Source organism: Mycoplasma corogypsi, assembly GCF_045276875.1.
Lineage (GTDB): Bacteria > Bacillota_I > Bacilli_A > Mycoplasmatales > Metamycoplasmataceae > Mycoplasmopsis > Mycoplasmopsis corogypsi.
Genome location: NZ_CP174163.1, coordinates 364142 through 379222 on the forward strand (window position 1 = coordinate 364142; position 15081 = coordinate 379222).

The window sequence follows — 15081 nt, forward strand, 5'->3', positions numbered from 1 at the left end:
ACTAACTTATTAAAAATTAATCACTATTATAATACTTAAACTAACTAGTTTTTTGCATAAAATACACATTAATTTTTTGGCAAATTTAATTGCTAAAAATAATTAAAATTTTTATTTTTGGTTTAAAACTTTTTATATATAATATATAAGCAATACATGAAGAAAGTAACTGCATACGCTTAATTTGTTACCGAGTGTATATCTTAGATATTGTTCATTTGTATTGCATAAAATTTTGAAAGGAGGCAAATAATATGTCAGAATCAAAATTCAAAGCAGAAAAAAGAGAAGTTGTTGCTGAAATCGTTGAGAAAATTCAAACTTCACAAGCTTTAGCTTTAGGTGAATACCGTGGTTTAACAGTTTCTGAATTACAAGAATTAAGAAAAGAAGCTAAAAAACTTGGTGTTGAAATTAAAGTTTACAAAAACAGACTTGTAAAAATCGCTGCTGAACAATGTGGTATTGATGGTTTAGGAGCTCACTTAGTTGGTCCAAACATCTTTGCATTTTCACAAAACGATGGTATGTCTGCTGCTAAATTATTAGTAGGTTTTGCTAAAAAACACAAACTAATGGTTGTTAAAGCTGGTACATACGAAGGAAATGTTGTTGATGCTGCTGGAGTACACTCAGTTGCTACTTTACCTACATATGAAGAAGCACTTGCAATTCTTGCACGTTCAATGATGTCACCTTTACAACAAATGTCATTATCACTTAAATTGGTAAGTGAAGGTAAATCAGAATAATCATAAATTAGTCGTAAGACAAAATTAGAAAGGAAATAACATGGCTAAATTAGAAAAAGCACAATTTATTGAATCATTAAAAGAAATGTCAATTAAAGAAATTATGGAACTTGTAGAAGCAATGAAAGAAGAGTTCGGAATCGACCCTATGGCTGCTGTAGCAGTTGCTGCTGCTCCTGCTGAAGGTGCTGCTGAAGAAAAATCAACTGTTAAAGTTGTTCTAAAAGCAGATAACGGTAAAAAAGTTGCTATCATCAAAGTTGTTAAAGATTTACTTAACGTTGGACTTATGTACGCTAAGAAAATCGTTGATACATTACCTGCAGTTCTAAAAGAAGACGTTAAATTAGAAGAAGCTGAAGCTATGAAAGCAGCTTTAGTTGAAGCTGGTGCAGAAGTTGCGTTTGAATAATATCATTTTCAATAAATCATTTTAAGTATCACAGCAATGTGATGCTTTTTTAATACTTTTGATTTGGTTTAGTAGTCATAATTATTGATACTATCTTACCTAAAACCATAGTAAAACCAGTAGTTTAGCTAATTAAAAAGCACTAACCTCTTTTATAAAACTTAAATAAAAAATACTGCTTTTAGCAGTACTTAAAACTATAATTAACGGTCTAATACAAAGTAGTCCATTAATAATCTTACTAATTGAATATAGAAGATAAACATCTGAACACCATAGTAAATACCGTGGCTGATAATTTCACTTGTTGAAGCAAATTGGATATTATCAGCTGTAGTTCTAATATTTCAAAATGAAATAATAGATGTAACACTTATTGATGCTATTGCGATTGTCGGAATTCATCAATAAGCTCTAGCATAAACTACTGAAACGATAATTGCAATAATTAACCCAGCAAATAAGATACCACTTAATAGTCAAATTGTTTTAATGTGAACTAGTCTACAGATTCCTAATATTCCTGCAATTAATAAGATCAATCCAGGAATAAAGAAGATAGCTAAAATTACATTAGCATCAAACCCAGCTTTATTAACTCCAAATGATAATCCATATCCGATAATAATTGAAAAGTAAAGAATAAAGATAGGTATTGAAATAAAAGTTAATATTCTTCTTCGAGGCGACATAAATCACATTAAGATAATTACAACAAAAGTTAATACACCTATTGCTGCTGTCATTAAAATAAAGTTTAAATCTCCTACTATTAATTGTGTAGTTTCATAATATCTTACAGTAGCTATTTTGAAAAACAAAAAGGATAAAGCAACCGTAACAATAACAGTTAAAGCGAATGTTGTTAGAATTGTTCCATAAAACATTCCTTTACTTCTTGTTAGAGCTTTAGTATCATTAAAATTATGATTTGTATATTGATTTTCTAACATATTTTTAAATTATACATTGTTTATTTAAATATTATGTAGTTAGAAACAAAATAACGAAACTAAAATCTTACTTATGTTTTTGCTTTAGTTAATTAAACTAAATTAATGAGTTTTTAAAATAGTAAATTTTAGGCTAGTTTTACCAATATTTTAGTATTGGAAATTATGAAAATGCAACTATTTAATTTTTAAAATTACGTTTATAATATATAAACATACAAAAAATCTGCTCTAACATAGACAGCTATAGATTTATTTATTAACTATAGTTATTAGAGTGGATATCAAAAGGGACAAAATATGAAAATTAAAAACAAATGAATTCTTCCATTAATGGTTTCAGCAATTCCGTTAGTTGCTGTTTCATGTAAAGAAGCGAATGAAATTGTTAATAAATTAGATAAAAACGACAACAACAAAGCTGGTGATAATCAAGCTAGTGGAAACGAAAGTAATACATCAGCAAATGGGGAAAGTGCTGGTAATAATACTGAAAGTTCAGCAAGTGGATCTAATACAGGTACAGATTCACAAGCTGGAGGAAGTGAAAACGAAGGGGCAAGAGCTTCATCAAATATTGAAGTTAAAGCAATTGAAGGAGCAAACGGTAAATCATTAGTACCAGTTGATGTTTTCGCAAGTAATTCAACATCTGCTAGTGCAAATGCTGAACCACCTGTTTTTGAAGATGCTTCTACTGCATCTGCATCAACTTCAACAGCTGTCGTAGATAACAGAACTCCAAAACAAAAAACAGTTCAAAAATTAGAAAAAGTATTAAAAAGTGCTGACAATATTATTGCTATATTAACAAAAACCCAATTCCTGGACTTACAGCATATGTAGAGCAATTAAAATCAAACAGAAAAGGAGTTTTTAGTGGTATTTTAACTTCTGCGAAAGCAAAAGGTGAAAATGCAGATTTTAGTTCTGAAGAAAATCAGTTAAAAACTCAATCAATGTGAGATAACGCTTTTCTTGAACCTTATGGATTAAACATTTTAGATACACCTGCTGATGCTAAAGCTGGTAATTGAGTATTCTTGTATTCTAAAATGTTAGATGATTTAATCAATGATATTAAAGTTAATTATGTAAATTTTGTTATAGATGACGCAGCTAGATCAACTTTTGAAAATGATGCAAACTTACTAAAAAATGGTAATAAATGATATAACAATCCTAACACTACTGAAATTTTTCAAATAGCAAAAGCTTTCTATGAGCAACGGACACTAAAAGCAGCAGAAGGTTTAATTAGTAGAATAAAAGTTGTATTAAAGGATCAAGACAAAGAAGCGGATAGACTAAATAAAGCTGTTACAGATTTTAATGCTATTCCTAAAAAAGAAAGAAGATAAGATTTCTCATATGATCAATTTGATAAGGAAAAAAATAGTGCTATTTTTGATGCAACATATAATTTAGAGCGTAGAGAAGCAACAGGTGAATTTTATACAGGAATCGAGGATTACAGAAAAATCGTTGCTGATGCAAAAATTCAAGAAGTTCTAAAAAATATATGGAAATTTCACTTGATGAAATTATTGCTGGTAGAGGTGAATTCACAAGTAATAAATCTAAATGAGCCAATTTTACAATTGATAACGCTACTGTTGAAATACTTAAACCATGAATTAAATTTAATGATGAGTTTACAAAACTTCAAGTTAGAAAACATAACTTATTAAGATCAAAATTAAATATTCCATTATTAGCGGATGCTAGTGAGTTACTTAATGATCAAGAAAAAGCTAGTTTAATTTTACATGGTATTCTTTCACACACAAAAGGTGTTGTTACTAGAAAAAATAAATTAAATGAATTATCTGAAAAAGAAAGAAAAGTTGATTTTAAAAATATGCAAGAACATGCATACGCAACTACAACACAAGAAGCATTATCTAGATTGAATTTAACTTATACTGATAATTACTATGGTGTTGATAACCAACCACTTCCTGTTAAAAAAGGTTATGGTTTCTATCCATCATTTGTTTCAACAACTGTTTGAAAAGCGATTTTAGGTGAAAGACACTCATATGCTAAAAACCCTGATTTTATCGATGGTTGAGGTCACTTATTAAACGCAACTTACTGAAATAACAGATATTACTATGGTGTTGCAGTTGGTCAACAAGTAGCTGAAGACCCACAAACTCCTACAAAAGATAGATTTGCATTTACGACTCTTGATATGTTCTTCAAGAAAAGATAATCTATTTATTAAATTAATCATTCATAAATAAATACCCATTTGGGTATTTTTTAAATAATTTATAAAAAAATTTATCAAATTTGCAATTTATGTGCTAAAATATTTAAGGTATGCCCAAGTGGTGGAACTGGTAGACACGCTAGACTAAGGATCTAGTGGGTAACCCCGTGCAGGTTCAAGTCCTGTCTTGGGCACCATAAATCTAATTTGATTTATTCAAAAAAACATTAAAAATACATTAAAATACTCAAATTTAAACACTGTTGCCAGCAGTGTTTTCTTTTTGTTTTTAATGATAAGTTTAAACACAGCATAAATAACTAGTTTTTATAAAACTACAACATTAAATGTTGTATAGTCTAGTATAATTATTTTATATATGAAAAAATTAAGAAAATTTGGTTTTATAGGTACAGGAGCTTGAGGTAGCGCTTTAGCTAATGTTTTATCTTCTAATGGTCATAAAGTAATGCTTTATGGTGTTGATCTAGCTGAAATCAACGATATAAATAATGGAAGAAATACAAAATATTTTAATTCGATTAAATTTAGCCATCAAGAAAATGTTATAGCTACAACCAGCTTAAAAGAATTAGTTGATTTTGCTAATACTTTTGTATTAGCAGTTCCTTCACATGCAATAAAAACAGTACTAAAACAATTAAAAGATATTATCAAATATAAACATGTTGATATTATTAACCTTTCAAAAGGTTTTGAACAAAATTCAGAACTATTATTTTCTGAATTTGTACAAAAGAAATTTAGAAGTAATTTAAAAAACCTAGCTTCACTAGTTGGTCCCTCATATGCTATTGAGGTATTCCAACATGACTTAACTGTTATTAATATTGTGGGTGAAAATGTTGAATATTTAGAAGATATTGCTTCATACTTTAACAACAGTTCCTTTAAATTGGTCGCTTCACAAAAAGTTAATGGATGTGAGCTTTTTGCGGCTGCCAAAAACCTTTTATCAATTGGATTAGGAATTAGCTCATATAATAACGAATCAGTTAACACTCATTCAGCTCTAATCACACTTGGTACTCAAGAAATAATTAAACTATACCAAGTGTTATATCCAACTGAATTTAGCCATGAAGTAGCTTTTAGTTATGCTGGTATCGGTGATATTATTTTAACTTGTTCATCAAACAAAAGCCGTAATTATTCATTTGGTTTATTAGTTGCAGAGATAGGAATTAACGATGCTTTAGCTAAAAATACTTCAACAGTTGAAGGGTATGAAACTGCAAAAACACTAAATAAATTAATTAAACGTAATAATGTTAGTGTACCTTTTTTACAAAGTATCATAGATATCTTGTTACATAACAAAAAAGCTTCATATCTCACAGATTTTATTGCTAATAGTTCAAAATACGAAAATAACTAATTAAAGCCAAACTAAAATAAAAAGAAGCTAGTTTATTAGCTTCTTTTTTTAACTTTAAAAAGGCTATTTTTGTATTTAGTTATTATGAAAAAGGTAAAAATAAAGTAAAATTATATTAACAATGTTAATATAACAAACAAACCATCATATGATAAGGAGAAAATATGATCAAACACACATTTGACAAGAAAAACGCAACATTACGTGTGGTTGTTAGTGTCCCTGAAGAAGAATATCTTAAAGTTTATAATGATAAAGTAAAAGAAGCTACTAAAAATATTAAAGTTCCAGGATACCGTGCTGGTAAAGCTCCATTTAATAAATTAGTTGCTTATGTAAATCATGATGAAGTTGCTTTGAGAACTTTTAACTATTTCAAAGATAAAAAGAATATGGATGCTGTAACATATGCTGAAAATCTAAAAATTAAATCTCGTTTAATTGATAGATATGTTGAATTAGGTGAGCAAAAGGGTGAAAATTCAATCGCTATTACTTATGTTAATGTTTACTACCCAGATTTTGATGATTTAGATTGATCAAAAATTAAAGTTAAACCAGGTTCATATACATTTACAGCAGCTCAATTCAAAGTCGAACAAGAAAATTACATTCAAAAACTTTCAAAATATGTACCAGCTAAGAAAACTGCTAAAACACAATCAGGTGATAAAGTTTTAATTGACTTCAAAGGATTTATTGATAATGAACCATTTGAAGGTGGAGAAGCAACCGAATACGAATTACAATTAGGTTCAAAAAGCTTTATTGAAGGATTTGAAGATCAATTAGTAGGTAAAAAAGCTGGCTGAAAAGGTGAAGTTAAAGTTAAATTCCCTGAAAACTACTTTTCAGCTGCATACCGTGGTAAAGATGCTGTTTTTGAAGTATTTATTCACAGCTTCCAAACATTAGAAAAATTCCAAATTACTGATGAATATGTAAAATCATTACAAATGGATAACATTAAAAATGTTGATGAATTCTGAGCTTTCTTAAAAAGAAGCTTACTGCTAAACAAAGTTTATACAACTAATAGAAAACTATTAGATGACTTAATTAGTAAAATTTACGAAGTAGCTCATGTTCCTCAATATCTACAATTTATTAATAGAGAAATTGAAACTTTAGAAAAAGAATTTGCTCAACAACTTAAAACTTTAGGAATGAAAAAATCTGAATACTTAAACTTTATTAAAGTTTCAGAAGCAGAATTAGATAAACAATTTAAAGAAGAAGCTACTTCACGTGTAGGAAAAAGCCTTGTATTTGACTTTTTAACAGGTGAAAAATTTGCACCAGAATATACAAAAGAAGAAGTGCAAAAATTACAACAAGCAAACAAACAATTCCCTTGATTTACAGAACAAGTAGCTGAAGACTTCTTAAAACTAGCTAGAAACTTAGCTAAAATCTTAAATAACATTGACCCTAAAGTTGCAGATAAAGTAGCTAAATCTCTAAACCCACTTATGAAATAATAGCAAGCAATTGCTATTTTTTTCTTGCCCTTAAAGCAATAAAAAACTTACCCAATGGGGTAAGTATTATTTAGCTTTTTGTTGAGAAATAGCACGCTTTAAATCAAAATCAACACGATACAAGTAGTCTTCTATTGCTTCAATTAAACCTAATTGTTCAACTGTTGAAGTGTAATATTTAGCAAAGCTACGAGTGTAGCTATCTGCGTTTTCCATAGCATAAGGATAACCGACCATTTTAAACATTGAAATATCATTTTGTGAATCACCGATTGCCATAACATCTTCAAGTTTAGCTCCAAAAACATTATCACATAGTCATTTGATACCTGTACCTTTTGAAACTCCACTTTTAGTTATCTCAATATGACGATCTAATTTACAAATGTTTAAGTTAATTTTTTGCTCTAAAGCTTTTTGATAAAATAAATCCAATTTATCTAAATCACCATAGATTTCGATTTTATGCATATCTTCGTTTAATCTACCATCAGTAATTCATTGATCATACTCACAAAACTCTGTAATAAAGTTTAAAAACTGTTCGCTATATAAATGTAAGTAGTACTGGTGAGTACCAAAGTAATATAAACCAACTCCAGTTTCTTTAGCTAAATCAAAAACTTTTTTAGCTTCTGTAAGTGGTAGTAGTTCTAAATTTAAGATTTCTTTTTTCTGATTATCAAAAATTAAAGCTCCATTAGAACAAATTATGTATCTGGCATTTAATTTATCAGCTAGTTTTTGAATTTTTGGATATGGTCCATTACCAGTGTTGATTACAAATGGTACATCTTTTTGTGCTAATTTTTCAACATAAGAGCTAGTTTTTGGGTCTAAATGTTTACCTGGAAACGGATAAATTGTTCCATCAACATCACTAAAAACTGCAAATTTACTCATAGTTCTATTTTAAACTATTAAATTGAAAATCATACATTTAACTAGTTTAATAGTTAACTTTATAAAGTTTAGCCATAATGCACACACAAGTTGATAATACAACTATTAAAGTGATAAAAGTTTTATAAGTTAAATTATTTTATAATTTAACTATGACACAACATTTAACACACGAAAATGACTTTGCAGCTGTTGATATTGGTGGAACTAATGTTAGATTCGCTTTATTTAATAGTGAAGGTAAAATAAAACAAAAATATAAAACTCAAACTAATAGTTTAAGCGCTGAAATTACTATGGATTGAATTGTGCAATTAGTTAATGACCATCACGTTAAGTTTTTAGCATTATGTATTCCTGGACCTAGTGATTATGAAAATGGAATAGTTCACAAATCACCTAATTTAGGTGGTAGTTGAGAAAACTTTGATGTTAAAAGTTATTTATTAGCTAAAACTAAATTATTAGATATTGTTTTTGAAAATGATGCTAATGTGATGGCTTATGCAAATCATGTTTATTATAATTGCTTAGATCATGAAATTAGTCAGTTTTTTACAATTAGCACCGGTTTTGGTGCTGGGTTAGTTATTAATAACCAAATATACCATGGAAACAAATACTTTGCTCAAGAAATTGCACAATTACCAGTAGCAAGTAAGAAATTTCCAGGTGAATATAAGCTAAAAAGCCCTTATGCTCTGGAACTACATTGCTCAGGTAGTGGGTTAGCTACTAAAGCTCAATATTATAACCTAGCAGCTGATGCAAAAACTATTTTTGAGCTAGCAAAACAAAATAGCAGCGAGGCTAAATTATTAGTTGATGAAGCGACAGATGCTTTAAGTAAAACTTTTGCGATTACAGCTGCTTTAATTGCGCCAAACAACTATTTTATTGGGGGTTCAATTGGACTAGCTGAACAAGACATGGTGCTAGCAGCATTTGAAAAAGCTAAAACAATAAGTGATTTTAATCACTTTCATAATGTAACTTTAAGATTTGATAAGTTAGGTGATGATAGCGCTTTATATGGACTGTATTATTTAATTAAAGCAAGACAAAACTAAAATAAAAATCAGGCGAACCTGATTTTTTTATGCTTCATATTTTTCTGGGTGTTTTTGCATCATTAGTTTGATGAATTCTTTTTTATCCATTTGACCGTATTTTTCCATTAATTCAACACATTCTTTATATTCTTCCATAGCTCACTCATAACCTTCAAAACCACTCACTGATGTAATTCCAACACGTTTTCAGTTTTTGTATGTGCTAAAGAATGTTTTAACTGTATCTAAAAATGGACTTGGTAAATCTTCAAGACTATTAATGTGGTCTAAACGATAATCATCAGCATGCACAGCCACTAATTTAGTATCAGTTTCACCATCATCAATCATTTTCATAGCTCCAATAATACGAGCATTTAATTTAACTCCAGGAGCAAATGTTTCAGGTGAATAAATTAAAACATCTAACTCATCTCCGTCTCAATCTAAAGCTTCTGGAATAAAACCGTAATTACATGGGTAAACAAAATCTCCTCTTAAGATTCGATCTACTTCCATTTCACCGGTTTTACGATTGTATTCGTATTTAATTCTTGAATTTTTTGAAATTTCAACTTTTACTTGTACTGTTTTTTTCATATTAAAATGATACCAAAAATAAACTTTTAAGTGCGTAAAATCTTAATTATTAGCTTAATTATAACGATAATCTAATGTGGTGTTTATATCTAAATCTAAATCATTATATTCATTATTATTAATATTAGAATTAGAAATACCTAGTGTTAAAGTTGCTTTAAAAGTTATGTTTATTTTTTTCTCACTTTCATTAATTGAATTAACTATAAAACTAACATTTTTTAATGTTAAACCATTTATATCAATAAAATCACGAGCTTTGGCAATTGAAATAGTTGAACTATATGGATCATATTTTAATTTTAAGTCAGTAAAATTAGTACTTTGATCATTAGGTCTAATTAAAACATCAAAGTTATTATTAACCATATAAGGATTGGTATTGTTATTATGAAACATTGAACTATTATGACTTCTAATAAAAGTATAGAAATATCCATTACTACTAATGTGTGATTTTAACAATTCTCTTAATTGATCATTAGTTTTAAATTCATTTTTAGTTTTATTTGAGCTTATATATAATTTGGCAATATTATCAATGACTCTTTGTGTAGGTTGTGCGGTTAAAAGTGATTTTAGCTGTGCTTTAGAAATAGTCTTAAATCCATTTAATTCAAATGTTTTACCACTTAATTCTGCTATTTTATCACCGTTGTTATCTAATCAATATAAGTTTTGAGTTAAAAATAGTTTTCCTTCAAAATCATTAGATTTTAGATCGCTGATAAAACTAACAATAGTTCCTGGATGACTATCTAAACTATCTTCTCAACTTCTAAATTCACTTCAAGCTGGATCAACTGTAATATAAGGAAAATTAGTATTTTCTTTAATTTCTTTACGGTATATATTTGTCCAAAATGATGGATATATAGTGGCTTTAGGAGTAAGGTTATTATTGTTTACTACTAAATGATTAGCTAAAACATAAGCTAATATATCTGTATTTTCTACTGGATTAATTCTAATGTCATTTCAAATTAAAAAACTTATTTCTTCAGTGGTTTCTTTATTATTTTCAAAATGTATTAATTTTTGTTGTAAGTTAAGTGATAAAACACCATTATTATCATAACTAGCACGCACAACTTTAACTTCGCTGTTATTGATTAACTCTAATATATCATAAGAAGCAGTTCTGGTATTATTTAGCGCTTCAAATGTTTCACCTGATAATCTTTTTATAGTTTTTAAAACTTGTTCCTGATTTAATGTTGGTAAATTAGCTTTTATAATTTTATTTTTGATTAAATATTCTTTATCAAAATCATAGCCAATTGATCTCACTCTAGTTGGTTTAATAAAACCACTTATAGTTATATCGTTAGCTTCAAAATTATGACCTAAATAACTACCAGATACATCGCATTTGATAATTCCGTTTTGATCATTAATATATGTGATTGTAATGTTGCTTAAGCTTAATTCATCATTATTAAATATTTTGAATTTATCTTTTTGATAATGAGCTAATGAATTAGGGTTTAGATTTAGTTCCGAAACTAAATATGCATATTTATCAACATTTAGATAATTATTTATCACTCCACCTTTTACAAATTCTTGATTTAGTTCATTATTTTGTATTGGTTGAATAACTTCATCTTTATTTTCTACATCAGTATTATTTTCTGATGTCTGTATATTATTTGTAGTACTTTCTTCATCTGTAGGTTTTGTTGATTCTTGTGTATTTACTTCTGTAGTTGTATTTCCACTATCATTGGTTATTGGTTGATCTTTTTCAGCTGGTTTTTCTTCTTTATTTTTACTTTCTTTATTATTTTGATTTTGAGGTACATTTTCTGTTTTACTTACTATTACACTAGTATCGTTGCAAGAGATTAAACTACTAAAAGTAGCTAATGAGCAAATTGATAATATTGAGAATTTAATTTTACTTGATATATTCATTGATTTCCTATTTAATTTTGTTAGTGATATTATAGAACTATTAATTTATTTTTGTAGCAAAATCTAGCGATTTATAAGTTAAATTAAAGTATTAAAAACAGATCTTCATTTGAATACCTGTTGAATAAATTAAATTGTGAATACACGGAATTTTCTAAGTTGAATACTTGTAGTTTTATCTACACCACCTGCTCTATGTGTTTCATAAAACAGTAATATATCAAAAAAGATTGGGTTTTCGTTTGTTGTAATTGTAGTTGAATATGAGAATGATATATTAGGATTGTTAATGTCCGCAAGTTTTGTAATTCTGGTTGGATTTTTTAAATCAATCATGAATAATTTACCATTGGTCCTGTCTGCACCTTGTAATGTAGGTGCTCCAAAAAGCAATCATTCACCAGCACTTGATTTAACAATGGTAGAACCGATAAATTGGTTATTTGAAATATTGGCAGCTGGCCCTTCAAATACTCTTGTTCAAGAATCTCCACCATTTGAAGATTTAAATAATATAAATGTATTTCTACCTACTGAACTTCTTCTTAATCATCATAAGTTTCCTTGTGAATCTTCATTGATTGATGATTCTGAAGAGTAAACACCAGGGACTTGGCTATTATTTACTTTTCTAAAAGTTTTACCCATATCATCACTGATTACAAGTGTTGATTTTTGTGTTAATTGGTGATTTTCCCAACGTCCATCTCAATGGTAAAATGGAATAATAATTCTACCGTTTTTAGAACTACTTCTTTGGTTTTTTAGCTGAATACCTGAACCAACACCGTTAATTAGAAATTTTTCTCATTTTCTACCTAACTGTGGACTAATGTTTTCAAAATTACCTCATGTTTGACCACCATCAGTTGATTCTAATTTGTATGTAAATAAAATTGCGTCAAATGAATATTTAAAACTTGAACGTAAATCCTTAAAACGCTCTTCTCTCTTAATGTATCCTCTTTTTACAGGAGTCGAACTATCATATCTCTGGTCTCAAACAGAATATTGAGTTAAATATTTGCTAATTTGTGGAGATGTAGAATTTCTACCTGGTTCACCAAAATTGTCAAATATATCATTTGGTATGCCAGCGTACACATCACCTGTAACATAACCGTTCTTATAACTATTGTCAACAACTATACCTGCTGATGTCATTGGTGTATTGTCATTAATATTTTCTCATTTTATATTTTGAGAATTTTGAACTTCATAAATTTTTCATCATTCATTTCTACCATCAACAACAATTGGTTTTGCTACAAGTTTTGTGTTTATCCTGTCTTTGTCAAAAAACACCATTCATTTACCATTGTTAACAAATCCTGAAGTAACTCAATCATCTCTTCAAGTTCCTTCGTTTATAACTACATGACGATAGTTAGATACACCGAATAAAATAATAAGTTTCTTTTGTTTGGTAACTGGGTCAATTGCTTCAACCATAGACCCATCGATTGCCATACCTTTATTTTTACCTTCATTAGTATTTTTGGCAACAATTTTGATAATATTTTGAGGATCAGATCAAGTTGCTCCTCCATCCTTAGAAACACGACTAATTTGATCGATTTCACTAAAGTCTTCATCGTTTGCCAAACGTTTATCGGTATGGAAAATAAGTGTACCGTCTTGTGTTTTATTAATTCCTGGAATTCTTCAAGAATTTGAATTAAAGTCATTAACACCTAAAAAACGATCATTGCTGCTGCTGTTTAATGCTTTAATTCTTCAACTGGTTGATTGGCTAGGAGTTACAGTTACATCATAATTAAATAACTGTAAATCTTTTATCCTTGTGTTAAAGATACCGATTTTGACTGGTAATTTATTTTCTTTTAGTTTATCTAAATATTTGGTGGCTAAATAACCATCACCGTCTAATAAATCTTGTAGTGTTGGTTTAATGATTGAAACTTTGTAGTATTGATTGACATTGTCTGTTGGTTCTAAAATTGTGTTAAAAATGTTGTTAGATTCTAAAAATTCTTTAAGAGTTATAGGTGTGCTAGTTTGTGTGATATATTTACTAATTTCTTCACTGTTATTAATTGATGATGAATCTAAATTGTAAAATTCATTTAAATTAGTTGTGATATTTGAGAAATGATTTCCTAGCATAATGCTGTTGTAAACTTCTGCATTTTCGATTGTAGGTGCTTTTTTAACGAATAAATCTTTTGTTGTGTCTAATTGTGTTAAATCAAGTGATACATTGAATGATTTTTCAAGTTGAGTCATTTTATTTGGGTCTTCAATTGTAGCAGCTGGGATATCAAAAGTAGCTGTAACTTTTACATTTAAGAATAAATCTTTGCTTAATGTTGCATCAGATAACATCAACGGCTTCATTTTGAAACTTTGTAAGTCTTGAGATTGATCTGTAAGTGTAAAGTTAACACCTAAAATATTTTTAAATACATTTACATTGATATTATTGTCATTATTTAAAATCCCATCAAGTTCTCTTTTATTTGGAATAGGATTCATTGATGCTGCATTTTCACTTTGTTCTCAACCGACTTTTAATTCATCTAAATTAAATTTTTTAAATGAGTCATTTGGAAAATCAACTTTGAATACTTTTCCTGGTCCATTTCCTTGAATTAATTCGATTAAAATTGAATTGTCTTCAACATTAACCCCTTTTAATTTTGAATTTTCATTTGTAAGTTTATAAAATGTTTCAGTATTACTTTTTGCATCATCAGATTTTTTGTTTTCTGAAATAGTTGCTGAAACAAATTCTAAATAGTTAGATTCTGTGATTTGAGAAATAGGTTGATTGCTGTCACGTACTTCTTCATTAATGTTTGGGTTTACACTAATATTTTCTTTTTCAAAAGGGTTAAAAATAATATTGTTACTTGTATTGCTATTTAAAATATTGTCAATACGTGATGAATCCATGCTGTTTGAATTAAATGATAGACCTACTGCTGTTGTAATTGTAGTTAGAAACGGAACGTTTACTAAAAGCAATGCACCAGCTAATAATAATAATTTTTTATTTTTATTTTTTTTAGAATTGTTACTTAATTGATCATCAGTAGCGTTTTTTGTAATGTCATCTTTTTTGTTTCTCATAGTTTTTAAATTATATATTATTGGTGCTTAAAGTAAAGAATAAAAAAAGGTAAATTGCTATTTTTTTCAATTAAATTGTGGGAAATTTCACTTTTGTGTTTATGAGAAAATTTAATGCATAAATTATATAACTTTGGCTTAATTCTTTAACAATTCAATACTAAAAAACATTGTTTTATGTGAATTATTTCATTTATGCCATATTATGAAGTTAGGTGAAGTTTACAGCATAAATAGATTTTTTTCACACCAAAAAACTATTTATGAAGACTAACAATATTTTTAGTGTGTTAATGCATAT

13 protein-coding genes and 1 tRNA gene are annotated in these 15081 nt (G+C 28.2%); 9 read left to right on the forward strand and 5 right to left on the reverse strand.

All coding sequences use genetic code 4. From position 1 onward, the window contains the following. Positions 1–254 precede the first annotated feature (254 nt). Together rplJ and rplL are read left to right on the forward strand one after the other, a co-directional pair. Positions 255–752 (forward strand): 50S ribosomal protein L10, encoded by a 498-nt coding sequence (gene rplJ, locus ACJA23_RS01570; protein WP_406614649.1) that lies wholly within the window; start codon positions 255–257, stop codon positions 750–752. 40 nt (positions 753–792) lie between these two features. Further along, positions 793–1164 (forward strand): 50S ribosomal protein L7/L12, encoded by a 372-nt coding sequence (gene rplL / locus ACJA23_RS01575; RefSeq protein WP_406614651.1) that lies wholly within the window; start codon positions 793–795, stop codon positions 1162–1164. Positions 1165–1367: 203 nt separating this feature from the next. On the opposite strand, the gene ACJA23_RS01580 is transcribed toward rplL, so the two are convergent. Further along, the gene (locus ACJA23_RS01580) at positions 1368–2117 is read right to left on the reverse strand and encodes an MAG0110 family membrane protein (protein WP_406614653.1); all 750 of its coding nucleotides are present in this window, start codon (positions 2115–2117) and stop codon (positions 1368–1370) included. A gap of 300 nt (positions 2118–2417) precedes the next feature. Between ACJA23_RS01580 and ACJA23_RS01585 the strand changes: the two genes are divergently transcribed. The 6 genes from ACJA23_RS01585 (at position 2418) to tig (ending at position 7215) form a co-directional block, all read left to right on the forward strand. Further along, the gene (locus ACJA23_RS01585; RefSeq protein WP_406614655.1) at positions 2418–2963 is read left to right on the forward strand and encodes a hypothetical protein; all 546 of its coding nucleotides are present in this window, start codon (positions 2418–2420) and stop codon (positions 2961–2963) included. A 113-nt stretch (positions 2964–3076) separates the two neighbouring features. Continuing rightward, positions 3077–3478, forward strand: coding sequence for a hypothetical protein (locus tag ACJA23_RS01590; RefSeq protein WP_406614657.1), 402 nt, complete (start codon positions 3077–3079; stop codon positions 3476–3478). A gap of 161 nt (positions 3479–3639) precedes the next feature. Next, entirely contained in the window at positions 3640–4335 is a 696-nt protein-coding gene (locus ACJA23_RS01595) for a hypothetical protein (protein ID WP_406614659.1), read from the forward strand. 112 nt (positions 4336–4447) lie between these two features. Then, positions 4448–4532, forward strand: a tRNA-Leu gene (locus tag ACJA23_RS01600). Positions 4533–4714: 182 nt separating this feature from the next. Beyond that, a complete protein-coding gene (locus tag ACJA23_RS01605; RefSeq protein WP_406614661.1) occupies positions 4715–5734 on the forward strand; it encodes an NAD(P)H-dependent glycerol-3-phosphate dehydrogenase in 1020 nt (339 codons plus the stop codon). Positions 5735–5898: 164 nt separating this feature from the next. Then, positions 5899–7215: a trigger factor gene (gene tig, locus ACJA23_RS01610; protein ID WP_406614663.1), complete on the forward strand. Its 1317-nt coding sequence runs from the start codon at positions 5899–5901 to the stop codon at positions 7213–7215. Positions 7216–7281: 66 nt separating this feature from the next. Here tig and ACJA23_RS01615 read toward each other — a convergent pair whose 3' ends face one another. Beyond that, positions 7282–8118: a Cof-type HAD-IIB family hydrolase gene (locus ACJA23_RS01615; protein ID WP_406614665.1), complete on the reverse strand. Its 837-nt coding sequence runs from the start codon at positions 8116–8118 to the stop codon at positions 7282–7284. A gap of 152 nt (positions 8119–8270) precedes the next feature. On the opposite strand from ACJA23_RS01615, the gene ACJA23_RS01620 reads away from it, so the two are divergent. Further along, positions 8271–9188, forward strand: a complete 918-nt coding sequence (locus ACJA23_RS01620; protein ID WP_406614667.1) for an ROK family protein — start codon at positions 8271–8273, stop codon at positions 9186–9188. Positions 9189–9215: 27 nt separating this feature from the next. Here the strand turns inward: ACJA23_RS01620 and ACJA23_RS01625 are convergent, their stop codons facing one another. The 3 genes from ACJA23_RS01625 to ACJA23_RS01635 form a co-directional block, all read right to left on the reverse strand. Continuing rightward, the gene (locus tag ACJA23_RS01625; protein WP_406614669.1) at positions 9216–9770 is read right to left on the reverse strand and encodes an inorganic diphosphatase; all 555 of its coding nucleotides are present in this window, start codon (positions 9768–9770) and stop codon (positions 9216–9218) included. Between the two features lie 54 nt (positions 9771–9824). Further along, positions 9825–11687, reverse strand: a complete 1863-nt coding sequence (locus ACJA23_RS01630; RefSeq protein WP_406614671.1) for a hypothetical protein — start codon at positions 11685–11687, stop codon at positions 9825–9827. Between the two features lie 129 nt (positions 11688–11816). Then, the gene (locus ACJA23_RS01635) at positions 11817–14780 is read right to left on the reverse strand and encodes a sialidase family protein (protein ID WP_406614673.1); all 2964 of its coding nucleotides are present in this window, start codon (positions 14778–14780) and stop codon (positions 11817–11819) included. Positions 14781–15081: the final 301 nt, after the last annotated feature.